Raw genomic sequence first — 21,154 nt, 5'->3', positions numbered from 1 at the left:
TGGCCTCCGACTTCGCCGGCGGCGGCGGTGGCGGTGGCGGCGGTGGCGGCGCGGGGGCCGGCGGGGGCGGCGCCGGCCGCTTCGGCGCCACGCCCGGCCGGGGGGCGTCGTCGGCGCCGCGGTTGAGGGAGAACGACCAGCCCTCGAAGCTGCCGCCCGGCGGCCTGCGGTTGAGTACGCCCTTGTCGCTGTACGTCCAGCTGCCCCCGTTCGAGGCGTACCAGTACGACCAGTAGGCGCTGACGGGCGGCGTGTCGACGCACTTCTCCGCCGTGGTGGCGGGCCTGCCCTCGATCCGGCAGACGAAGCCCTCGCCCCAGCGCAGGGTGCCGGTGACCTGGAAGCCGGCGTCCTTGAGCGCCGCCAGGCCGGTGGCCTGGTCGCCCGGGGCGCAGCGCACCACCGTCCCGCCGCCGAGCTCGTTGAAGTCGACCACCACCGTGACGCCCGAGGCGTCCGGGCAGTAGCCGGCCGATCCGGCGGCGGCCACCGCGGGGCGGGGCGGGGCCACGGTGCCGGCGACGGCGAGGACGACGACCAGTGCGGCCCGGGCGGCCCGGGCGGTCACGCCTTCCGCCGGCGGGCCAGCACCAGCAGGGTCACCCCCGCACCGACCAGCAGGAGCGCGACCAGCAGGTAGGTGGTGATCGCGGCGCCGGTGGTCGGCAGCCCGCCGGACCCCGGGGCGTCCGGCGTCGCGCCCGGGCCGCCGGGCGACGCCGGCGCGGTGGTGGGGGAGGGGGTCGGCGGCTCGTCGCTGCCGGTGGCGCTCGGCGCCGGGCTGACCGTGCCGGTCGGCGTCGGTGCCCCGGTCGGCCCGGTGGACGGGGAGCCGGTGGGCGACGCGGAGCCGGTCGGCGTCGGCTCCGGGGAGGCGGGCGGCGGGTCGAGGCCGATCCGGCCGAACGGCACCTGGGCCAGCCCGAGCAGCGCCTGGGCCGTCGCCCGGCGCCACTGGTCCCGGTCGGTGTCGGTGATCCCGGTCGAGACGGCGGCCGCGAACCCCTCGGCGTTGTACGCCAGGGCGCCCGCCTCCGCGGCGGCCGCGCCGCCGCCGGCCGTGGTCAGCTGCAACGCGCTGAGTGCGCCCGCGGCCCGGGCGGCCTCGGTGTCGCGTCCCGCCGCGGCGAGGGCCTGCCCGGCCAGCCCGGTGCTGTTGGAGTTCGTGCCGGTCGTCGGCCCCGAGCCCCCGAACGAGCCGTCGGCGTGCTGCCGGGCCGCCAGCCAGTCGGCGCCCCGGCCGGCCGCTGCCGCGGCTCCGGTCGCGCCCTCGGCGGCGGCGGCGAGCAGCGCCTGCACGGCCATCGCGGTCGAGTCGACGTCCAGGGTGGCGCCGGACTGCTCGTCGCAGGACGGCGACGGCCCGCCCTCGGCGTCCGGGTAGAGCCGGAAGCCGCCCGCCGCGCACTGCTGCCGCAGCAGGAAGTCCACCGCGTCCTGCGGGACGTCGCCGCTGCGGGCCAGGCCCAGCACGGCGAACGACTGGTCGAAGGTGTTGCTGGCGTCCGGGCCGCTCGCCGCGGTGGTGCGGCTGGTGATCCGCCCCCGCTGGTGGCCGGCGTCCGCCCCGGCGATCAGCGACAGGGTCTCCGCCCGCAGGTCGAACCCGCCGAAGCTGGTGGGATCCGCCCCGGCGGCGGAGGCGGTGTAGAGCAGCTTCGCGGTCGCCCCGCCGTCGGTGAAGCCCTCGATGCCCCACTCGTCGTAGCTGTTGTAGGACCGCACGTGCGCCGCGACCTGCGCCGTCGCGGCCTGCCGGACCGGGGCGGCGACGCCGGTCGCCGAGAGCGCGAGGATCCCGTCGACGGTCAGGCCCCAGTCCTCGCCGGCGAAGGGGCCGGGCAGCGCCCCGTCGGCGAACTCGCCGGCCAGCCAGGAGGCCGCGTCCCGCGCGGCGGCGGTGTGGGCCGGGGCGGGCGCGGCCGCCACGGTCAGGGGTACGGCGACGATGGCGGCGAGCGCCGCCGCGCCGGCGGCGAGACCGGTGCCGAGACGCCGGGGTCGGGACATGGGCATGGGGGTGCCTTTCGCAGAGCGGTCGGTCGAAGCTCCGGAAAGCACCCGAGGAGCGCACACCCCCGCCCGCGTGACACGCGGTGAGCGGGGGTGGGACGGACCTCGGCGGCCCGGACTTCACCCTGTAGACCTCGACAGTGGAAGCCGCTCGTCCCGGGCGGGGCATTCCGGCTCGCGAGAGGGACCTCGCTCACGGCTGCGGGTCAGCGCCGGCTTCTACCGGCTTCCCCCCACACGGGACGTATGCAGTTGTGTGCCCGGCGTGCGCCGGTGCCGACACCGTACCGCCCGCGCGTCACGCGACGCCACTGCGGTGGTCGGCACCCGGCGCACGCCGGGGCGACGGTCAGGGCGCGGCGATGCTCGGCGGGGCGCCCGCGCCGAAGGACCAGCCCTCGACGCTGCCCGGGGCGGGGTTGTAGCCGCCCGCGCCGGACGTGCTGTAGGACCAGGCGCCGCCGCTCGGCGCGTGCCAGTAGGACCAGTACGCGGTGGCCGACGGGGTGTTGACGCACGGCTCGGTGGCGGCGGTGGGCTTGCCGTTGATCCGGCAGACGAACGCCAGCCCGAAGCGGGCGGTGCCGGTCACGGTGAAGCCGGCGCCCTGGAGGGCGGCCAGCCCGGTGGCCGGGTCGCCCGGGGCGCAGCCGACCTGGACACCGCCGCCGAGGGCGGCGAAGTCGACCACGACGGTGACGCCCGAGGTGCCGGTGCAGGCGGCGGCCTGCGCGGCGGGCGGGGCGGGCTCGACGGCGGTCAGCGCGACCGCGGCGACGGCGACGGCCAGCAGGCCGGCGATCCTGGTGCGCAGGGTGGGGCGGGGACGGGACACGGGTTCTCCTGATCTCGGTCGGGACATGGTCGGGTGGGTCACGGGCAGGGCGGCAGCGGGGCGCCGGGAGCGGCCCCGGCAGAGGTGAGTCGGGCGTACCCGGTGCCGGTCAGGCCGAGGACGGCCTGGGCGGTGGCCCGGGTGGCGGTGCCGGGATCGAAGGCGCCGCCGTCGAAGTCGACCGCGCCCCGGTCGGCCGGCGCGCCGGCGCAGCCGACCTGGAGTCCGGCCAGGAAGGACCGGGCCCGCCCCCAGGCCAGCAGCCGGCCGCCGTCGCGCAGCGCCTGCGCGGCCAGCCCGGTGCTGTTGGCGTTCGGGGTGCCCGCCGGGTCGGCGAAGCCGCCGTCGGCACGCTGCACGGAGAGCAGCCAGTGCAGCCCGGCGGCGGCGTCGGCCGAGCGCCCGGCGACCCGCAGCGCCTGCACCGCGAGCGCGGTGGCGTCCACGTCGGACGCGCAGACCGGCTGCGCGGGCAGCACCGGGTAGCCGCCGTCGGCGCACCGGGTGCCCGCCAGCCAGTCGGCCGCCGCCGGGGGCACCCCCTGGGCGGTGCGCTCCAGGGCGAGGATCGCGAAGGACTGGCTGAAGGCGTTGCTGTAGTCCCCGTACGCCGAGCGGTCGGAGAAGCGGCCGCCGGGCGACTGGAGGGAGCGCAGGCGGGCGACCAGGTCCACGCCGCCGACGTCGCCCGGGTCGCCGCCACGCACGTGAACGGCGAGGGCGAGCTTGGCGGTGGCACCCGCGTACGCCTCGGTGGCGCCGTCGCCGACGTAGCCGTCGCGGACGTCGGGCCGGGTGACCCAGGCGAGGGCCCGCGCGCCGGCGGTGTCGGCGACCCCGGCGGCGGCGAAGGCGAACACCGCGTCGAGGGTGAGCCCCTGGTCGGGGTAGGCCACGCCGTCGAAGACCACCTCGAGGCGTTCCCCGTCGACGAGCTGCCGGGCCAGCCAGCCGGCGGCGGCGTCGGCGCGGTCCACCCCGGCGTGTCGGGGCGCGGCGGTCGCGGGTGTGGCGAGGGCGAGTGCGGTGAGCACACCGCAGAGCAGGGTGAGCAGGCGGTGCCGGCTCAGGCGGACGACCATCGGACGCGCCTTTCCGGCCCGGTGGTCGTCAGATCCCCGTCGACCGCGACACGGGTGCGGTCGACCGGGACTCCGACCCGTGGGCCACGACGGGTGAGGAGCGGGATCGCGCGTGCGACGGGTATTCGGGCTCACCGTCGGGGTGCCTGCACCTCGACGGCCTACCGTTGCGGGCCAGCGCCGGACTTCGACCGGACTTCCCCCGCCACGCACACGCGTATGGACTTGTCGCGACAGTTTCGTCCGGCGCGACGGCCGGTGTCAATCCGGCCGCTGTGGACGGTGGGTAATCCAGACCGGTTACAGGATGCGTTCAGTGATCGATTGCTACCGTTCTCCCGCCGACGCCTGAAGGGGGAGATCGGTGATGACCCTTCCGTCGGCACCAGCCCCCGGCCCTCGGCCGGGACGCCACCCCGGCCCGGCGCTCCCGGCCACCGCCCTGCTGCTGCTCCCGGTGCTGGTGGCCGCCGCCGCGGTCGCCGTGCACCGGGCGACCGGCCGGTTCTGGGGCGACCTCGCGGCCTACCGGGCGGGCGCGCTGGCCGCCGCCGGCGGCGACGGGCAGCTCTACGACGTCGCCCACCGGGGCGCGGACGGCATCGCGCTGGGCTTCACGTACCCGCCCTTCGCCGCGCTGCTGCTGCAACCGCTGGCGTACGTCGACGCCGCCGTCGGCATCGGGCTCTGGACGCTGGCCTCGGTCGTCGCGTTGTCGGCGGTGGTGCGCGTGGCGCTGCGCGCCGCCGACGCGGGCCCGCCCGTACGCCCCGGCCCGGTGCTGGCGGGCACCGTCGCGGCGCTGCCGATGTTCCCGGTGGCCGGTCACCTCCAGGTCGGCCAGGTGGGCCTGTTCCTGATGCTCATCGTGCTGCTGGACCTCACCTCCGGCCCCGCGAACCGCTGGCGGGGCCTGGGCGTCGGCATCGCCGCCGGGATCAAGCTCACCCCGCTGATCTTCGTGGCGTACCTGCTCTGCACCGGCCGGTGGCGCGCGGCGGGGATGGCCCTGGCCGGGTTCGCCGCCACCGTCGGGCTCGGGTTCGCCTGGCGGCCGAGCGACTCGGCGCGGTTCTGGGGCGGCGGCCTGCTCGACACCGCGCGGGTCACCGGCGATCCCCGCACCGTCCTGAACCAGTCGCTGCACGGCGCGCTGGCGCGCCTCGGCGACGTCGCCGACGCGCGTGCCGTCTGGCTGCCGGTGGCCGCGCTGGCGGCGGTGGCCGGGATCGTCGTCGCGGCCCGCTGCGCCCGCGCCGGCGACGAGCTGCGCGGGGTGCTCGCCTGCGCCACGACGGGCGTGCTCGTCTCGCCGGTCTCCTGGCACCACCACTGGGTCTGGTGCGTACCGGCGCTGGTGCTGCTGGCGGCGCGGGCCCGGCGCCGCGCCGACCGGGCCGCCGCGCTGGCCGGCGCGCTGCTCTGGACGCTCTGCGTGGCCAGCGTCGCCTGGACCCTCGTCGGCCTGCGCGGCGAGGACCTGCACTTCCGGGGCTGGGAGCTGCTGCACAGCAACACGTACGTGCTGGCCGGCGTCGTGGCGCTGGGCGTGCTGGCCCGGCGTCCCGGCGGGCCCCGGGCGGGCGCCGACCCGACCGGGCCGGCGTCCGCCGCGCCCCGGCACGACCAACCGCAGGAGAGGGACGGTGAGAGCGTGACCCGCGCCGACGTCATCGAGGACCGGATCCGGTGAGGATCTCCGTGGTCGTCCCCAACTTCAACAAGGAGCGGACGCTGCACGAGTGCCTGTCGGCGGTGTACGCCCAGAGCCCGCCGCCGGCCGAGGTGATCGTCGTCGACGACGCGAGCACGGACCGGTCCCGGCTGATCGCGGCCGGGTTCCCCTGCGCGGTGGTGGCGTTCCCGGTCAACCGGGGCGTCTCGGCGGCCCGCAACGCCGGCGCCGCCCGCGCCACCGGCGACGTGTTGTTCTTCGTCGACTCCGACATCGCGCTGGCGCCCGGCGCGCTGGCCGCCGCGGTACGCACCCTCGAGGCGCACCCCGACTGCGGCGTGGTGCAGGGCATCTACGACCTGCGCCCGCTGCACGACGACGGGCCGGTCGAGGCGTACAAGACGCTGTTCGAGCACTTCTGGCGGCGCCGGGCCACCGGGGTGACGGCGAGCACCATGTTCGCGCTGACCGCCGTGCCCAGGGCCGTCTTCGAGCTGGTCGGCGGCTTCGACGAGCGGCTGCGCGACGCCGAGGACGTGGAGTTCGGCACCCGCCTGCCGAGCCGCTACGAGATCCGGGTCAGCGACGAGATCGTCGGCCGCCACGACGACGTGGACCGGCTGTGGCCGTACCTGTCGGAGCTGTTCCGCCGCGCGGTGACGTACGCCGACGCCGTGGTCGTGGCGCGCTGGGAGCGGCCGGTGGCCGGCGCGGACGACGCGGGCCGGACGCCGCACCGGGTCGACCTCGCCTCGGTGGTGGGCATGGCGGCCAGCGGGCTGGCCGTCGGCACCGTGTCGCTGGCCCTGGTGTCGCCCCGGCTGGCGCTGCTGGCGCTGGGCCCGCTCGCCGCCTTCGTCGTGGCCGACCGGGAGCTGCTGGCGTTCGCCCTGCGCCACCGCGGCCCGTGGTTCCTGCTCTACGCCGCGGGGCTGCGGTGGCTGACGCACCTGACGGAGTTCGTCGGCATGGGGCTGGGGGTGTGCGGCGCGCTGCTGCGGCGGGTCCGCGCCGGCCGCGCCCGCCCGGTGACCCCGGTGTCGCAGCGGTGAGGGCCCGCTGGTGGCGGCTGGCCAACCACGTTTTCACCGCGGCCTTCGTGGTGGCCCTGACCGTCGGTCTGGTGCTGTTCGTGCGCGCCCAGGACTGGACGCCCGTGGCGACGCTGGCGGCCCGCCTCGACCCCGTCCGGGTGACCGCCGCGCTGACCGCCGCCCTGCTGATCAACTCGGCCGGGCTGCTGCTCGGGCTGGCCTCGTGGCGGGCGCTCTTCGTCGACCTCGGGGCGGCGGTCGACCGGTGGACGGCGTACCGGCTCTTCTTCGTCGGGTTCCTGGCCAAGTTCGTCCCGGGCCGCTTCGTCGCCCTGCCGGTGCTGCTGCGGATGGGCAAGGAGATCGAGGTGGGTCCGGTCCGGCTGGCCGGGGTGTTCCTGCTCAGCTGGGCGGTGGTCGCGATGACCGGGACGACGGTCGCGCTCGCGGCCGGGCCGGCGCTGCTGTCGGGGGCCGCCGGGTGGCTGCTGCTCGCCACGGTCCCCCTCGTCGTGCTCTTCGTCCGTCCGGACCTGCTCAACCGTGGGCTCGGCGCGTCGGCCCGGCTGCTGCGGCGACCGCCCCCGCAGGTCGTCGCGTCCCCGGCCGGCCTCCGCCGGGCCATCACCGCGCAGTCGCTGTCCTGGCTCGTCTCCGGGCACCACCTGTGGCTGCTCGCGGTGGCGGCCGGCGCGCCGCCCCTGCGGTCGTACGTGATCTGCGTCGCCGGCTTCGCGGCGGCCACCGTCGCCGGCCTGGTGGTGATGGTCGCCCCGGACGGCCTGGGCGTACGTGAGGCGGTGCTCATGGTCGGGCTGGCCACCGTGCTGCCGGTGACCGTGGCGACGCCGGTGGTGCTGGTCAGCCGGCTGGTCTGCGCGCTGAGCGAGGTGGCGGTCGGCGGCGGCGGGCTGCTGCTGGCCCAGTACATGCACCGGCGCCGTGCCGGCCCCGTCGAGCGGGCGGCGCCGGTCGGCTGACCCGGCCCGTCACCTGAGTCTGAGTCTGAGTCGGAGAGAGAGTCGGTGACACCATGTCGATCGCGCCACTGCGGACGATGGCACGGCTGGTCGGAGTCCCGGTCCGGGCGCTGGTGCGCCGCAGCACGAGGCTCAACGCGGCGCTCTGGGACACCCAGTACGCGCTGGGCTTCTGGGGCTACCTCGACGGCGCGGGCGACGGGGCCATGCCGCTGTCGCTGATCGAGACGTGGGCGCCGCGCCCGACGATCCTCGACCTGGGCTGCGGCACCAGCGCGAACCTTCCCCTGACCCGGGGCCGGTACCGGCACTACCACGGCGTGGACATCAGCCGCCGGGCGATCGAGGTGGCCCGGTCGCTCGACCGGCCGGACGCGTCGTACGAGGTGGCCGACATCCGGGCCTACCGGAGCATGGAGCGGTACGACGCCGTCCTGCTGCGCGAGGTCATCTACTACCTCTCGGTTGCGGAGGCCGAGCACCTGCTGCGCCGGCTGCCGGACATGCTCACCGCGCGGGGTCGGATCCTGGTGCAGATCTACGACGTCGACCGGTCCCAGCAGTTCGTCGAGGTGATCCGCGGCTGCGGGCTGGACGTCGCGACGCGGCTGCCGACGGACCGCGCCGACGGCGCGACCGGCGCCTTCTTCGTCCTGACCCCCGTCGCCCCGCCGCGCTGAACCCCGTCGGCGCCCCGGCCGCCGCCCGGGCGGGGGAGGGGCCCGTCGAGCGTCCCGCGCGCCCCGGGCGCCGCCCCGCGTTCAGACGGAGACCCGGCGCTCCCACCACGGCCACACCGTCACCGGTTCGCTGCGCAGCAGCCGGCGGTGCAGGTCCTGGAGCCGGTGCCCGGGTTCCACCCCGAGCCGGTCGGAGAGGGTGCTGCGGGCGTCCTGGAAGGCGGTGAGCGCCTCCGCCCGCCGGGAACTCTGCCCGAGCGCGACGAGCAGCAGCTCCCAGAGCCGCTCCCGCATCGGGTGCTCGGCCAGCATCCAGCGCAGCTCGGCGACCACGTTCTCGACGTCGCCGAGCAGGAGCCGTACCCCGGTCGCCTCCTCCAGGACGTCCTGGCGCAGCTCGGTCAGCCGGATGCGTTCGGCCTCGGCGAGCGGGCCGGTCGCCTCGTGCAGGGCCCGGCCGGTCCAGTGGGCCAGGCCCCGCTGGAAGAGGTAGAGCGATTGGGACAGGTCGGCCTGCGTCCGGGCGGCGCGGGCCGCCCGGACGTCCTGTTCGAAGCGGATGATGTCCACGGCGCCCGACGGGATGTCGAGGGTGTAGCCGGGCCGGGTGGACCGGAGCACCCGGGCCAGGGCCGGCCGCCGGCCGGGCGGCTCCAGGACCCGGCGCAGCCGGCCGATGTAGGTGTGCACCATGTTCTCCACCGAGTCGGGCCGGCGGCCGGCCCAGATCGCGTCGACGATCTGCGCGACGGACATCACCATGCCGCTGCGCAGCGCCAGCACCGCCAGGACCTCCCGTTGCCGTGGCGTGCCCAGGTACAGGTGCGTGTCCCCGCGCTGGGCCCGGATCGGCCCCAGGAGCAGTATGGACAGTTCATCGTGCGACATCAGGTGTCTCCCCCACCAGAGGAGCCGGGTGCCAGGACCCGGCTCGGCACATGTCGACGGCGCTGTCCGGGCACCGGACACCCACGGCGTCGGGGCGGGTCCGGGACGGCAGGCGAGTCGACGGTTCGACGCGCGTTCGGCGGCTCCCCGCAGCGGGAGGGCCCTCGGGGCATCCGCGCCACCTACCGGTCGTCCGGGACGGTGACGAAGCGCAGCCCGCGATGGGTCAGCCTCGGCAGGACCTCGGCCAGGGCCGCGACGGTCTGCGACCGGTCGCCGCCGCCGTCGTGACAGAGCATGATCTGTCCGGGCCGGGTGCGCGACAGCGTCCGGGCGATCCGGGCGACGCCGGGGCTGCGCCAGTCGCTGGGGTTGACCGTCCAGTCGACCGGGACGAGGCCGAGCTCGGCGGTGGTCCGCAGCACCCCGGGCGACCAGTTGCCGCCGGGGGCGCGGAACAGCCGCGGCGTGTGCCCGGTCGCGTCCTCGATCTCGCGCTGGGTCCGGTCGATCTCGGCTGAGATCTCGTGCCGGGCGAGCGCGGCGAACGGCTGCGGGTGCGTCATGGAGTGGTTGCCGATCAGGTGACCGGCGGCCAGCACCTCCCGGGCCAGCTCCGGGTGTTCCCGCACCCGGTCGCCGACGAGGAAGAACGTGGCCCGCACGCCGTGCCGGTCCAGCAGGTCGAGCACCGGCGGGGTCCACCGCGGGTGCGGACCGTCGTCGATGGTGAGCGCCACGTCGTCGCCCGGCACGCCGAAGGTCGGCCGGCGGGGACCGCCGAGCGAGGGACGGCGGCGCAGGAGCTGCCGGCCGCGGTAGGCGAAGAGCAGGTAGTGCAGGGCGTGCGCGCAGAGCTGCGAGCCCAGCCGGGCGGCCGGTTTCCGGGCGCCGCTCATCGGGGCGTTTTCGCGGTGGTCGCCCGGGTCGGCCCGAAGTCGCGGTCGGCGAGGTGGCGCAGCCCGCCCACCACGGCGCCCGTGACGACGGCCAGTTGGACCAGCAGGTGCACGGCGAAGAAGAAGGCCGCGTACGCGGGCCCGCGCCGGCGTAGGACGAACCGCAGCAGTCCGGGCTCGGCCACCACGAACAGGGCGAGCAGGAGCAGCGACGCGGCCGGCCAGCCGCCGGCGAGCGGGGCCAGCGGCAGGGTCGCCGGCACCGACGTCGCGGCGACCAGGGCCACGGGGCTGTTGGCGCGGATGCCCGCCGGTCCGCGTTCGGCCAGGGCCACCGGGATCAGCAGCTGCGAGCGGTGGAACTGCTTGCGCAGCAGCGCCCCGAGCCGGCTGTCGTCGTCGTGCCGGCAGACGACGGTGTCGGTGAGGACGATGCCGTACCGGTCGCCCATCCGGTCGCCGAGTTCGACGTCCTCCGAGGCGCGCAGGTTCTCGTCGAACAGCCCGACCGAGGTGAAGACCTCGCGGCGGATGAGGCAGACCGCGAAGAGGGTGGTGCGCACCCGCCCGACGTTGCGCAGCCGCCAGTAGTGCCCGTGCAGCAGCCGGTACGCCTCGACCGGCCCGTCGTCGATCAGGGGTTCGAGCGCGTAGATGCCGTGTACGCAGGCGACGTCCGGCTCGTCGCGCAGGATCGCGAGGGCGTTCTCCAGCGCGTCCGGTTCCGGGGCGCAGTCGGAGTCGAGGAAGAAGAGCAGCTCGCCGGTGCTGGCCCGGATGCCGCGGTTGCGGGCTGCCGCCGGACCGGCGTTGCGGTCGGTGACCAGCAGCCGGCATCCGAAGCGCCGGGCGATCGCCCCGGTGTCGTCGGTGCTCGCGTCGTCGACGACGATGACCTCGGTCACCGGCTGTCGCTGTCGGCGGACCGCCTCCAGACACGCGCCCAGGGTCTTCGCGCTGTTGTGGGCGGGGATGATGACCGACACCGTCGGCGGCATGATCAGCACCTCACCGGTACGTAGGGCAATACGTATGCGAATTGACAGGTGGAAATTCCGTTGTGCCGCGACCAAGTTATCTACCGGTCACCCCTTCCCGCAAGGGTTGCCTTGCGTAGTCAAGGTTCCATCCAGCACCGGTCCAGGAAAGATTTCGGGCCGATAGATACCGTCTCGGCATGCCCAATCTGGTCAGCGTCGAGGAATGCGAGCGGTTCACCGTTCGCGAGGTGCACGACCTCTATCGGCGGTACGTGAACGCAAGCCAGGTCAATCTGATGACCTCGTTCGGCTTCGGCCGGGAATTGGTCGAGCACGCCGAGGGGGCCTACCTGACATTACGGGACGGCCGGCGGGTCCTCGACCTGACCGGCGGCGTGGGGGTGCTCAACCACGGCCACAATCATCCACGCATCGTGGCGGCCCGGCAACGGTTCGCGGAGCGCCGGCGGATGGAGGTGCACAAAACGTACTTCTCGCCCTACCTTGCCGCGCTCGGCCACAACCTGGCGCAGCTGCTCCCCGGCGACCTCTCGATGTCGTTCCTGCCGAACTCCGGTGCGGAGGCGGTCGAGGGTGCGGTGAAGCTCGCCTTCAAATACCACGGCGGCCGGCGGGGAACCATCCTTCGCGCGGACTGCGGTTTCCACGGAAAGTTGCTCGGTTCCGGCGGACTGACCGGGCAGCCCCACTTCGACTTTCCGACAATTCCGGGAATCGTCCCATTCGCTTACGACGATCTGGATTCCGTCCGGTCGGCCATCGACCGACACCCGGACGACGTCTATGCGCTGATCGTCGAACCGTTCAGCGCCTCCACCATTCAGTGGTGCGACGAAGGATTCCTTCGCGGCGTGCGCGAACTGTGCGACCGGCACGACATCGTGCTGATCTTCGACGAGATCTACACCGGCTGGGGCAAGACGGGCAGCCTCTTCTACTTCATGCGCTACCCCGGCCTGGTGCCGGACGTGCTGACCACGAGCAAATCGTTCGGCGGCGGCAAGTCGTCCATTTCGGCCTTCGTCGCCCGGGAGCCGGTGTTCCGCAGGGCGTACGACAATCTGACCGACGCGCTGCTGCAGAGCACCAGCACGACCTACTACGGCATGGGGGAGGAGTGCGTCACCGCCATCGAGGCGATCAACGTGGCGGTGGAGGACGACTACCCGGCGCGGGCCCGCGAGCTGGAACGCGTGCTGGAACCGGCCCTGACCCGGCTGGGCAAGGAGTACCCGGACGCGGTCGGTCGGGTGGCGGGCGCCGGGGCGCTCTGGGGAGTCCAGATCGACGGCGGGCCCAAGCTGCTCGACCTGGTCTCCCGGCTCGCCCCGGGCGGCGTGGCCCGGGACCCCAGGTTCAAGGCGAAGCTGGTGACCTGCGCCGTCGTCAACGCGCTATACCGGGACCACGACATCTTCACCTACTACACGCTCAACGGCCTGAACCCGCTGGTCATCGGCCCGTCGCTGGTCACCGACCCGGCCGACGCGCAGCGCGCCGTCGACGCCCTCGGCGAGGTGCTGGCCCAGGGATTGAACCGGCTGGTCACCCGGTTCGTCGCGCAGAAGGTGGGATCGCTGTGGTGATCGCGATCACCGGCGCGGCGGGCATGCTCGGCTCCCGGCTGGTCGACCGCCTCGGCGCCGACGGCCACCACGTACGCGGCGTCGACCTGCGGCCGGAGAACGGGGTCACCCACGTCGGGGACGTCCGCGACGCCCGACTGCTGGACCGCGCCTTCGCCGACGCCACCGTCGTCATCCACTGCGCTGCGGCGCTGCCCAGCTACCCGGCCGACCAGATCCGCCCCGTCACCGTCGAGGGCACCCGCGCCGTGTTCGCCGCCGCGGAGCGGGCCGCGGTGGCCCGGGTCGTGCACGTCTCGTCGACCGCCGTCTACGGGCTGCCGACGCGGGTGCCCACCCCGGAGGAGCACCCGCACGCGCCGGTGGACACCTACAGCGCGGCCAAGGCGGCGGCCGAGGAGATCGCCGTCCGGCACCGCGCCGGCGGCCTGCCGGTGGCGGTGCTGCGACCCAAGACCTTCCTCGGCCCCGGCCGGATGGGACTCTTCTCGATGCTCTTCGAGTGGGCCGAGGAGGGCCGCAACTTCCCGGTCCTCGGCCGCGGCGACGTGCGGATCCAGATGTTCGCCGTCGACGACCTCGTCGACGCGGTGGTGACCGTCCTGCACGCCCCCGACGAGGTCGCCAACGACACGTACAACCTGGCCGCCGAGCGCTTCGGCACCCTCCGGGAGGACTTCCAGGCGGTCCTGGACGCCGCCGGCCACGGCCGGCGGGTGGTCTCGCTGCCGGCCCGGCCGGCTCTCGCCGCGCTCAGCCTGCTGGAGCGCAGCCGGCTCTCGCCGGTCTACGGGCGGCTGCTGCACAAGCTGATGGCCGACTCGTACGTCAGCATCGACAAGGCCCGGCAGCGGCTGGGCTTCCAGCCGAAGCTGTCCAACCAGGACGCCATCCTGCGCACCTTCGAGTGGTGGCGGACCGAGCGGCACCGCGAGCGCCCGGCGCGGGACGGGCGGACCAGCCGCGATCCCTGGCGGCAGGGCGCCCTCGCCGCCGCGAAGATCTTCTTCTGACAGGGGCCCTGATGACCGCCGTCGAAAGCGTGGTGGAGCCGGTCGCCCCGGTCGCCACCGGACCCGTCGCGCGCGTGCCCACGCTGCTGCGACACCTCGTGGCGCTGGCCCGGCCGGGCCACGCCGTCAAGAACCTGCTCGCCGTCCCGCTGGCCCTGACCGACACGCCGGTCTGGACGGCGACCGCGCTGTGGCGGTGCGTCTGGGCGGTGGCCGCGTTCACGCTCGCCTCGTCGGTGATCTACGTCGTCAACGACATCGCCGACCACCGCCTGGACCGGGCACACCCCACCAAGCGGCGTCGGCCGATCGCCGCCGGCCACGTCCCGGTGCCGGTGGCCGGGGCGTACGCGGTCGTCCTCGCCGTGCTGCTGGCCACGCTGACCGCCAACGGGCCGGCGATGACGTGGTGGCCGCTGGTCGCGTACCTCGCGCTGAGCACCGCGTACAGCAGGTGGCTCAAGCACGTGCCGCTGCTGGACGTCTGCGTGGTCTCGGCCGGCTTCGTGCTGCGCGTCATGCAGGGTTACGCCGCGACCGACGCGACCGCCTCCAGCCTCCTGCTCACCGCGGTGTTCAGCGGCTGCCTGGTGCTCGTCCTCGGCAAGCGCCGGCACGAGCTGGCCGCCCTCGGCACGCCGCACCGGCCCGCGCTGGTCGGCTACAACCTGCTGCTCGCCGACCACCTGCTCGGGCTCACCGCCTCCCTGGCCGGCACCACCTTCCTGCTCTACCTGCACGTCGACGCGCCGATCGACGCCTACCCGCCCGTCGCGCTGGCGATCGTCGTACCGCTGGGGCTGCTCGCCGCGTTCCGCTACCTGCAGGCGGTGCTCGTGCTGCGCACCGGCGGGGACCCGATCCGGATGCTGCTGCGCGACCGGATGATCGTCGGTTGCGCCGTACTCGCCGGCGCCACGCTGGCCCTGGCACAGATCACCGCCCGCTATCCCCACCTGCTGACCTGGACGGACAGATGAGCCATCCCCTGGTGTCGGTCATCGTGCCGAACTACAACTACGCCCGCGCGCTGCATCTCTGCCTCGACTCCCTGCGGGCACAGACGTACCCGCATCTGGAGATCATCGTGGTCGACGACTGCAGCACCGACGACTCGGTCGCGGTCGCCGAGGCCCACGGCGCGCGGGTCGTGCGTACGCCACGCAACGGCGGGCCGGCCGCGGCCCGCAACCTCGGCGCGGCGACCGCGGCGGGCGAGATCCTGTTCTTCATCGACTCCGACGTGGCGGCCAAGCCCGACGCGGTGGCCAACGCGGTCGAGCTGCTGGCCGCCGACCCGACGATCGGCGCGGTCTGCGGCAACTACGACCCGGTGCCGCTGATCCGCGACAGCCTGCTGGAGGAGTACCGCTGCCTCCAGCAGTCCTACTGGCTCATCGCCGACGAGGGACCGATCATGACGCTCTACACCGCGCTGCTGGCCGTGCCGGCGCGGGTGTTCGCCGAGATCGGGCCGTTCAACCCCCGGCTGCGGGAGACCGAGAACGCCGACTACGGGATGCGGCTCGCGCAGCGCTACCAGATCCTGCTCTCCCCGCGGGTGCGCGGCGTGCACGACCACGACCACGAGCTGGGGGTGCTGGTGCGCAAGGTGTTCACCCGCACGGCGCTGCACATCCCGATGTACGCCCGCAAGCCGGAGTTTCCCGGCGGGCTGAGCAGCGGCCCTCGGGCCTGGGTCAGCATCGCCGCCCCGCTGGCCCTGCTCACCGCCGCCCTGCCCCTGCTGCTCGGCCCGGCCTACCTGCTGGTGCCGCTGGCCGCGTTCGTCGCCTTCCTCGCCGGGGACCTGCCGATGCACCGGTTCGTACGGGTCGAACGCGGGCCGCTCTTTCTGGTCTACTTCGTCGCGATGCACTTCTTCCTGAACCTGGTCATCGCCGTCGCCGCGGCCTGCGGCGTGGTCGCCTGGCTGGCCTCGGGCCGGTTCCGGCGGCTCTACGACCGACCGGAGGTCGCCACCCGATGAACGAACTCCCGCTCGTCTCGGTGATCGTGCCGAACTACAACTACGCCGAGTCGCTGGACCTGTGCCTGCGCTCCATCCTCGACCAGAGCTACCCGAACATCGAGCTGCTGATGGTCGACGACTGCAGCACGGACCAGTCCGTCGCGGTGGCCAGCGCCCTCGGCGTCCCCGTGGTCAGCACCGGGGTCAACGGCGGTTGCGGCACCGCCCGCAACGTCGGCGCCGCGGCGACCGTCGGCGACCTGATCTGCTACGTCGACTCCGACCTGGCGCTGGCGCCCGACGCGGTGGCCACCGCGGTCCAGCTGCTCGTCGAGGACCCTGCCGTCGGGGCGGTCTGCGGCATCCAGGACGCCGAGCCGTTGCTCCACGACACCGTGGTCTCCCGGTACCGCGGCCTGCAGTACCACTACTGGTCGATCAGCTCCGAAGGCGACGTGTCGTTCCTCTTCCCGGCCATGTGCGTCATCCGGCGGGCCGTCTACGACGAGGTGGGGCCGTTCAACCCGGCGCTGCGGCAGACCGAGGAGGTCGACTACGGCTACCGGCTGACCCGCCGGCACCGGATGCTGCTCACCTCCGAGGTACGCGGGCGGCACGACCACGACCACGAGCTCTCCGGGCTGCTGCGCAAGCTGTTCCACCGGGGACGGCTGCGCATCCCGCTCTACGCCCGCGCCCGCCGCTTCGGCAAGGGCTTCGAGACCGCCTCGCGCGCCTGGGGCAGCCTCGCCGCGTTCGCCGCCCTGCCGGCGCTGGCCGTACCGCTGCTGCTGGGGCCGTGGGGGGCGGTGGTGCCCGCCGCGCTGCTCGCCGCCTCCCTGGCCTGCGACGCCGGGATGTACGGTTTCGTGCTGCGCCGGCGCGGCCTGCCGTCCCTGCTCGGCTTCGCCGGGCTGCACTTCCTGGTCAACGTGACGATCACCGCCGGGGTGGCGACCGGCGCGGCGCAGTGGCTGCTGTCGCGCACGTTCCGGCAGCTCTACGACGCCTCGTTCCCGGTCGAGGGCACCCCACGGTGGGAATCGGCGTGACGACGGCCGCGCCGGTGACCGCCGCCGGCACCGAGGCGACGCCACCCGCCACCGTGCGGCCGCGGCGCTGGCCGGCGGCGGTCCTGGTCGTCGCCGGCGCGCTCTGGCTCGCGTTCACCGTCGCGCACCTGGCGCTCAGCGGACGCTGGTGGCTCTGGCTCGCGGTGGACGCCGTGCCTCCGCTCTCCTTCCTCCTGGCGCCCCTGGCACTTGGGGCCGGCGCGGCGGCGGTCCGGCGGCGGCGGCGCACGGTGGCGCTGCTCGCCGTCGCCGCGCTGCTGCTCGGCGCGGGACAGAGCGGCGTCAACGTCCGCCGGTGGCAGGGCGGGGACGGCCCGGCCCCGCCCGACGCCCTGCGCGTGTTCGTCTGGAACACCGGCTACTGGGACGAGGGGGGCGAGACCGAGGCGCTGTACCGCTCGCTGCGCGAGGCGGACGCCGACGTCTACCTGTTGCAGGAGTACTGGTACGAGAAGAGCGCCGGACCGACGCCGGCCACGCTCGCCCGGCTGCGCGCCGAGTTCCCCGGCTTCCAGGTCGTGGTCGCCGGCGAGCTGGTCACCGTCTCCCGCCTGCCGGTGCTGCGGCAGGTGCCGCTGGAGCCGGCCGGCCTGCCGCCGGCGGTGGCGGGGGCCGGCGACCAGTGGCGCTACAAGACCCTCCGCACCGACCTGGACCTCGGCGGCGGCCGCGTGCTGTCCGCGTACAACCTGCATCTGCCCGTGCAGCTCTCGCCCGAGCACGGCCCGTTCGACGGCGACTTCTACCGGGTGCTGCGCGAGCAGCACGCCCAACGGGAACCGCAGTGGCGGGCGCTGGCCCGCGACGTGGGGTCCAACCCCCATCCGGTGCTGCTCGCCGGGGACCTGAACACCAGCCCGGCGATGGGTGACCTGCGCAAGCTGCCCGAGGGCCTGCGCGACGCCGGTCACGCCATGCCGTCGCTCTACCCGGCGAGCTGGGCGGAGTCCGCCGGCTGGCCGCGGTGGTGGCGGCTCGACTGGGCGCTCGCCTCGCCGGCGGTGCGGGTGCACTCCTACCGCTTCGGCGACGCGGGCGGCGTCTCCGACCACCGTCCGCAGGAGCTGCTGGTGTCGCTGGGTGACGGCTGACGCGTCGGCCGTGCCGGCCCGCGCGTGAGCACCCGCGGGCCGGGATCGGCGCCGCGTCGCTCAGCCGCTCGCGGCCGGTGGGCCGGGCGGGGCCAGGGTGTCGAGAGGGCGCCGTGGCGCCGGCCGGCCACCGCCGCCGTGCCACCCCGGCAGCGACGCGGGGGCGACGACCGGGGGGCCGGCCGCCGGAACCGTCCCGGGCCGGGACGGCGCCACGTCGATGCCGAGGTGTGGTGTCATGCCCGTGACGCCCAGGATGTAGAGCACGAACGGCGAGACCGCGCTCACGCGGAGTCGACCGCCCGACGAAATGACCAGCTCCTGCGCCCGCAGCAGCGCGCTGATCCCGTGCGCCCCGAAGTGCGTCACCGTCGACAGGTCGAGCGCGACGTTCGGCGCCGGGGGGTCGGAGAGGAACTCCACCAGCTCCACCAGCAGGTGCGCGTTGCTCATGTCGATCTCGCCGCTGACGGTGATCACCTTTGTGGTTCCGTCGCCGCTCAGCGACATCGACATGATGGGCTCGCGGAGTTCGACTTGGCGCCGCGTGGGGGAGCAGGCCCGCCTGGCCGCTTGGAACGGGAACGCATTTCGGGACATGACGCCTCCGCCAGGGACCGGGGACGACCCGCCGACCGCACCGGAGTGCGGCAGCGGCCTGGAGGGCGCTCTTCTTGACCCGGCCGTCCTCCTACCCACTGCGGCGGCCCGTACACCTGCCCGTCCTCGCGGGAGTCGCCGCGTCCCGACGGGCCCGGATGGCATGGTCCGACGGGGCGGGGGTAGGTGGGTACGCACCCATACGAGGCGAGGTGGAGCATGGCGGGATCGTGGCTGCTGGGTCCGGAGACCGGCACGCCGGGGGAGCGTCCGACGGCGGTGCTCGTGGCGGTGCGCGGGGAGGACGGCGCGGCCGACGGCGGACCGGGCTCGGAGACCTCCCTGACGGAGCTGCGCCGGCTCGCCGACACCGACGGCCTGACCGTCGCCGACGCCGTCGTGCAGAACCGTCCCCGTCCCGATCCGGCGACCTACGTCGGCTCCGGCAAGGTCGACGAGCTTGCCGCGCTCGCCGAGCGGTCGCACGCGGACCTGGTGATCGCCGACGGCGAGCTGACCCCCGGCCAGGTGCGCAACCTGGAGCAGCGGGTCGGGGTGCGCGTCGTCGACCGCACCGCGCTGATCCTGGACATCTTCGCCGAGCACGCCCGCACCAGCGAGGGCCGGGTGCAGGTGGAGCTGGCGCAGATCGCCTACCAGCTGCCCCGGCTGCGCGGCGACGGCCGGTCGATGTCGCGGGTGGGCGGCGGCCGGACGGCCGGCGGCGCGGGCATGGGGGTACGCGGTCCCGGTGAGATGCGGCTGGAGACCCAGCGGCGCACGCTGCGGCAGCGGGCCACCCGGCTGCGCCGCAACGCCTCCGAGCTGGCCCGGCGCCGGGAGCGCACCCGCGCCCGGCGGTCGCGCAACCAGGTGCCTTCGGCCTCGATCACGGGCTACACCAACGCCGGGAAGTCCGCGCTGCTCAACCGGCTCACCGGCGCGGACGCGCAGGTCCGGGACGTGCTGTTCGCCACCCTCGACCCCACGGTGCGCCGGATCAGCACCGGCGAGCTGACCTACACGCTCACCGACACGGTCGGCTTCGTCCGGCACCTGCCGCACCAGCTGGTCGACGCGTTCCGCTCGACGCTGGAGGAGGTCAGCCGCAGCGACCTCGCGCTGCACGTGGTCGACGCCTCCGCCCCGGACGCCCTGAACCAGATCACGACGGTGCACGGCGTGCTGCACGAGATCGGTGCCGGCGACGTCCCCGAACTGCTCGTCCTCAACAAGATCGACGTGGCGCCAGCGGAGTGGGTGGACGCGCTCTGCCGGGCCCATCCCGGGGCCGTGCCGGTCTCCGCGCGCACCGGTGCGGGCGTCGACGACCTCCGCGTCGAACTCGCCCGACGGCTGCGGCACCGCTGACCAGCGTCGTCCGGTTTCGGCCCGACCCCTCGGGGGACATCAGGCGTACGTCTTCATGGAGGTAACGATGGTCAACAGGTCCCGCTCCGCCGGTACGACCGCGGGCAAACACCCGGTCCGCACGGCGGCCCAGGTGGTCGGCGCGGTCTTCGTGCTGGTCGGTGTGCTCGGGTTCATCCCCGGCATCACCAGCGACTACGACACGATGCAGTTCGCCGGGCACGAGTCCGAGGCGAAGCTCCTCGGGCTGTTCCAGGTGTCGATCCTGCACAACCTGGTCCACCTCGCGTTCGGCGTCGCCGGTCTCGCGTTGGCCCGTACGATCTCCGGCGCGCGGGCGTACCTGATCGGTGGTGGCGCCGTCTACCTGGTGCTCTGGCTCTACGGCCTGGTCGTCGACCACGAGAGCGCGGCCAACTTCGTCCCGCTCAACAACGCCGACAACTGGCTGCACCTGGGGCTCGGCGTCGGCATGATCGCCCTCGGGCTCGCGCTGACCCGGCGCCCGGCCGACCGTCGCTGACCGAGAGACGACGCGGGGGACCGGCGGCGTCGCCACGCCCGCCGGTCCCCCCGACCCTGACCCCGACCCGCCGGCGTCGACCGGCCGACAAGGACGTACTTCCCCATGACGCAGCCGAGTGTGAATCCCGTCGACGCGTTCGCCGAACTGGGCCGGATCAGGCTGGACGAGACGAGCCTCGACGAGATGCTGGACCGGATCATGGATCTGGCCGTCCGGAGCATCCCGGGAACCAGTCGGGTCTCGGTCACCATGCTGCGGGGGCAGGCCGGCCGGGCCCTGGCGTTCACCGACGAGGTCGCCCGTCAGCTCGACGAGTGGCAGTACGACCGCGGCTACGGCCCCTGCCTGGACGCCTCAACCAGCGGTTCCCCCATCTCAGTGCCGGACATGGCAGACGAGGAGCGGTGGCCGGACTGGGCGGCGCAGGCGAAGGGCGCCGGGGTCGGCAGCTCGCTCTCCATCGGGCTGCCGATCCAGGCGGCGGTCGTGGGGGCGCTCAACGTCTACAGCGACGCGGCGCACGCCTTCGACCGGGACGCCGTCACCGCCGCCGAGGGGTTCGCCGCGTACGCCGCGGTGGCGCTGGCCAACGCCCACCTGTACGAGAGCGCCGCCACCCTCTCCGAGCAGATGCAGACGGCGCTGCGCAGCCGGGCCGTCATCGAACAGGCGAAGGGCATCATCATGGCCGACCGGCGCTGTCCGCCGGACGAGGCCTTCGCGCTGCTGTCGAAGCTCTCCCAGGAGACCAACCGCAAGGTCCGCGACGTCGCCCAGGCGCTGGTGGCGAACGCCGTCGGCAGCGCCGCGCGCTGACCCGTGCCGCCGCGGCCGT

20 protein-coding genes, 1 pseudogene and 2 riboswitches are annotated in these 21,154 nt (G+C 74.5%); of the genes and pseudogenes, 13 read left to right on the top strand and 8 right to left on the bottom strand.

Annotated elements, in window-relative coordinates:
* From V6V16_RS15350 to V6V16_RS15335, 4 genes and pseudogenes are all read right to left on the bottom strand, one after another.
* Positions 1 to 568: pseudogene (locus tag V6V16_RS15350) on the bottom strand (hypothetical protein); the annotation flags it as partial.
* On the bottom strand, positions 565 to 2,010 hold the full coding sequence (locus tag V6V16_RS15345; protein WP_334562717.1) for a prenyltransferase/squalene oxidase repeat-containing protein: 1,446 nt from the start codon (positions 2,008 to 2,010) through the stop codon (positions 565 to 567). The pseudogene V6V16_RS15350 and the gene V6V16_RS15345, both read right to left, overlap by 4 nt.
* Positions 2,011 to 2,155: 145 nt before the next feature.
* Positions 2,156 to 2,269: riboswitch (cobalamin riboswitch) on the bottom strand.
* A 93-nt stretch (positions 2,270 to 2,362) separates the two neighbouring features.
* Positions 2,363 to 2,875 (bottom strand): hypothetical protein, encoded by a 513-nt coding sequence (locus tag V6V16_RS15340; protein WP_334562713.1) that lies wholly within the window; start codon positions 2,873 to 2,875, stop codon positions 2,363 to 2,365.
* Positions 2,876 to 2,886: 11 nt separating this feature from the next.
* Positions 2,887 to 3,930 carry a peptidase gene (locus V6V16_RS15335; RefSeq protein ID WP_334562712.1) on the bottom strand — a complete coding sequence of 348 codons (1,044 nt, stop codon included), beginning with the start codon at positions 3,928 to 3,930 and terminating at the stop codon, positions 2,887 to 2,889.
* 99 nt (positions 3,931 to 4,029) lie between these two features.
* Positions 4,030 to 4,157, bottom strand: a riboswitch (cobalamin riboswitch).
* Between the two features lie 140 nt (positions 4,158 to 4,297).
* On the opposite strand from V6V16_RS15335, the gene V6V16_RS15330 reads away from it, so the two are divergent.
* From V6V16_RS15330 to V6V16_RS15315, 4 genes are read left to right on the top strand one after another with little or no spacing between them, the layout of a single operon-like run.
* Positions 4,298 to 5,623, top strand: a complete 1,326-nt coding sequence (locus tag V6V16_RS15330) for a glycosyltransferase 87 family protein (protein WP_334562711.1) — start codon at positions 4,298 to 4,300, stop codon at positions 5,621 to 5,623.
* Complete coding sequence (locus V6V16_RS15325) at positions 5,620 to 6,657, top strand: glycosyltransferase family 2 protein (protein WP_334562710.1); 1,038 nt, start codon at positions 5,620 to 5,622, stop codon at positions 6,655 to 6,657. Before V6V16_RS15330 ends, V6V16_RS15325 begins: the two co-directional genes overlap by 4 nt.
* Positions 6,654 to 7,619, top strand: a complete 966-nt coding sequence (locus tag V6V16_RS15320; RefSeq protein ID WP_334562709.1) for a lysylphosphatidylglycerol synthase domain-containing protein — start codon at positions 6,654 to 6,656, stop codon at positions 7,617 to 7,619. Before V6V16_RS15325 ends, V6V16_RS15320 begins: the two co-directional genes overlap by 4 nt.
* A gap of 53 nt (positions 7,620 to 7,672) precedes the next feature.
* Positions 7,673 to 8,299, top strand: coding sequence for a class I SAM-dependent methyltransferase (locus tag V6V16_RS15315; RefSeq protein ID WP_334562708.1), 627 nt, complete (start codon positions 7,673 to 7,675; stop codon positions 8,297 to 8,299).
* Between the two features lie 81 nt (positions 8,300 to 8,380).
* Here the strand turns inward: V6V16_RS15315 and V6V16_RS15310 are convergent, their stop codons facing one another.
* From V6V16_RS15310 to V6V16_RS15300, 3 genes are all read right to left on the bottom strand, one after another.
* Positions 8,381 to 9,187, bottom strand: coding sequence for an AfsR/SARP family transcriptional regulator (locus tag V6V16_RS15310; RefSeq protein ID WP_334562707.1), 807 nt, complete (start codon positions 9,185 to 9,187; stop codon positions 8,381 to 8,383).
* Positions 9,188 to 9,369: 182 nt separating this feature from the next.
* Positions 9,370 to 10,086, bottom strand: a complete 717-nt coding sequence (locus V6V16_RS15305) for a polysaccharide deacetylase family protein (RefSeq protein WP_334562706.1) — start codon at positions 10,084 to 10,086, stop codon at positions 9,370 to 9,372.
* Positions 10,083 to 11,093 carry a glycosyltransferase family 2 protein gene (locus V6V16_RS15300; protein ID WP_442934091.1) on the bottom strand — a complete coding sequence of 337 codons (1,011 nt, stop codon included), beginning with the start codon at positions 11,091 to 11,093 and terminating at the stop codon, positions 10,083 to 10,085. Before V6V16_RS15300 ends, V6V16_RS15305 begins: the two co-directional genes overlap by 4 nt.
* Before the next feature lie 269 nt (positions 11,094 to 11,362).
* On the opposite strand from V6V16_RS15300, the gene V6V16_RS15295 reads away from it, so the two are divergent.
* Genes V6V16_RS15295 through V6V16_RS15270 form a run of 6 tightly spaced genes read left to right on the top strand, consistent with a single transcriptional unit; the run spans position 11,363 to position 17,822 of the window.
* On the top strand, positions 11,363 to 12,673 hold the full coding sequence (locus tag V6V16_RS15295) for an aspartate aminotransferase family protein (RefSeq protein ID WP_334562716.1): 1,311 nt from the start codon (positions 11,363 to 11,365) through the stop codon (positions 12,671 to 12,673).
* Positions 12,667 to 13,686 (top strand): NAD-dependent epimerase/dehydratase family protein, encoded by a 1,020-nt coding sequence (locus tag V6V16_RS15290; RefSeq protein WP_334562704.1) that lies wholly within the window; start codon positions 12,667 to 12,669, stop codon positions 13,684 to 13,686. The genes V6V16_RS15295 and V6V16_RS15290 overlap by 7 nt, the downstream gene beginning before the upstream one ends.
* A gap of 11 nt (positions 13,687 to 13,697) precedes the next feature.
* Positions 13,698 to 14,666, top strand: a complete 969-nt coding sequence (locus V6V16_RS15285; protein ID WP_334562703.1) for a UbiA prenyltransferase family protein — start codon at positions 13,698 to 13,700, stop codon at positions 14,664 to 14,666.
* Entirely contained in the window at positions 14,663 to 15,676 is a 1,014-nt protein-coding gene (locus V6V16_RS15280) for a glycosyltransferase family 2 protein (RefSeq protein WP_334562702.1), read from the top strand. The genes V6V16_RS15285 and V6V16_RS15280 overlap by 4 nt, the downstream gene beginning before the upstream one ends.
* Positions 15,673 to 16,710 carry a glycosyltransferase family 2 protein gene (locus tag V6V16_RS15275; RefSeq protein ID WP_334562701.1) on the top strand — a complete coding sequence of 346 codons (1,038 nt, stop codon included), beginning with the start codon at positions 15,673 to 15,675 and terminating at the stop codon, positions 16,708 to 16,710. Before V6V16_RS15280 ends, V6V16_RS15275 begins: the two co-directional genes overlap by 4 nt.
* On the top strand, positions 16,707 to 17,822 hold the full coding sequence (locus tag V6V16_RS15270; RefSeq protein WP_334562699.1) for an endonuclease/exonuclease/phosphatase family protein: 1,116 nt from the start codon (positions 16,707 to 16,709) through the stop codon (positions 17,820 to 17,822). Before V6V16_RS15275 ends, V6V16_RS15270 begins: the two co-directional genes overlap by 4 nt.
* A gap of 60 nt (positions 17,823 to 17,882) precedes the next feature.
* Here the strand turns inward: V6V16_RS15270 and V6V16_RS15265 are convergent, their stop codons facing one another.
* Positions 17,883 to 18,338: an STAS domain-containing protein gene (locus tag V6V16_RS15265; protein ID WP_334562698.1), complete on the bottom strand. Its 456-nt coding sequence runs from the start codon at positions 18,336 to 18,338 to the stop codon at positions 17,883 to 17,885.
* 303 nt (positions 18,339 to 18,641) lie between these two features.
* On the opposite strand from V6V16_RS15265, the gene hflX reads away from it, so the two are divergent.
* The 3 genes from hflX to V6V16_RS15250 all read left to right on the top strand — a co-directional run bounded on the left by hflX (position 18,642) and on the right by V6V16_RS15250 (position 21,135).
* Complete coding sequence (gene hflX, locus V6V16_RS15260; RefSeq protein WP_334562697.1) at positions 18,642 to 19,793, top strand: GTPase HflX; 1,152 nt, start codon at positions 18,642 to 18,644, stop codon at positions 19,791 to 19,793.
* A 67-nt stretch (positions 19,794 to 19,860) separates the two neighbouring features.
* Positions 19,861 to 20,316: a DUF4383 domain-containing protein gene (locus V6V16_RS15255; RefSeq protein WP_334562696.1), complete on the top strand. Its 456-nt coding sequence runs from the start codon at positions 19,861 to 19,863 to the stop codon at positions 20,314 to 20,316.
* A gap of 105 nt (positions 20,317 to 20,421) precedes the next feature.
* Complete coding sequence (locus V6V16_RS15250; RefSeq protein WP_334562695.1) at positions 20,422 to 21,135, top strand: GAF and ANTAR domain-containing protein; 714 nt, start codon at positions 20,422 to 20,424, stop codon at positions 21,133 to 21,135.
* Positions 21,136 to 21,154 lie beyond the last annotated feature (19 nt).

This window comes from Micromonospora sp. CPCC 205561 (genome assembly GCF_036906775.1).
Lineage (GTDB): Bacteria > Actinomycetota > Actinomycetes > Mycobacteriales > Micromonosporaceae > Micromonospora.
Note: the sequence above shows the minus strand (reverse complement) of the source record. Positions and strands in the feature narration are given on the sequence as shown.

Excerpts from the sequence above, each read along its gene's own strand:
- V6V16_RS15345 (WP_334562717.1), bottom strand. The coding sequence starts at position 2,010 with ATGTCCCGACCCCGGCGTCTCGGCACCGGTCTCGCCGCCGGCGCGGCG.
- V6V16_RS15275 (WP_334562701.1), top strand. The coding sequence starts at position 15,673 with ATGAACGAACTCCCGCTCGTCTCGGTGATCGTGCCGAACTACAACTAC.
- V6V16_RS15315 (WP_334562708.1), top strand. The coding sequence starts at position 7,673 with ATGTCGATCGCGCCACTGCGGACGATGGCACGGCTGGTCGGAGTCCCG.
- V6V16_RS15280 (WP_334562702.1), top strand. The coding sequence starts at position 14,663 with ATGAGCCATCCCCTGGTGTCGGTCATCGTGCCGAACTACAACTACGCC.
- V6V16_RS15340 (WP_334562713.1), bottom strand. The coding sequence starts at position 2,875 with ATGTCCCGACCGAGATCAGGAGAACCCGTGTCCCGTCCCCGCCCCACC.
- hflX (WP_334562697.1), top strand. The coding sequence starts at position 18,642 with ATGGCGGGATCGTGGCTGCTGGGTCCGGAGACCGGCACGCCGGGGGAG.
- V6V16_RS15330 (WP_334562711.1), top strand. The coding sequence starts at position 4,298 with ATGACCCTTCCGTCGGCACCAGCCCCCGGCCCTCGGCCGGGACGCCAC.
- V6V16_RS15250 (WP_334562695.1), top strand. The coding sequence starts at position 20,422 with ATGACGCAGCCGAGTGTGAATCCCGTCGACGCGTTCGCCGAACTGGGC.
- V6V16_RS15255 (WP_334562696.1), top strand. The coding sequence starts at position 19,861 with ATGGTCAACAGGTCCCGCTCCGCCGGTACGACCGCGGGCAAACACCCG.
- V6V16_RS15265 (WP_334562698.1), bottom strand. The coding sequence starts at position 18,338 with ATGTCGATGTCGCTGAGCGGCGACGGAACCACAAAGGTGATCACCGTC.
- V6V16_RS15305 (WP_334562706.1), bottom strand. The coding sequence starts at position 10,086 with ATGAGCGGCGCCCGGAAACCGGCCGCCCGGCTGGGCTCGCAGCTCTGC.
- V6V16_RS15335 (WP_334562712.1), bottom strand. The coding sequence starts at position 3,930 with ATGGTCGTCCGCCTGAGCCGGCACCGCCTGCTCACCCTGCTCTGCGGT.
- V6V16_RS15285 (WP_334562703.1), top strand. The coding sequence starts at position 13,698 with ATGACCGCCGTCGAAAGCGTGGTGGAGCCGGTCGCCCCGGTCGCCACC.
- V6V16_RS15295 (WP_334562716.1), top strand. The coding sequence starts at position 11,363 with ATGACCTCGTTCGGCTTCGGCCGGGAATTGGTCGAGCACGCCGAGGGG.
- V6V16_RS15310 (WP_334562707.1), bottom strand. The coding sequence starts at position 9,187 with ATGTCGCACGATGAACTGTCCATACTGCTCCTGGGGCCGATCCGGGCC.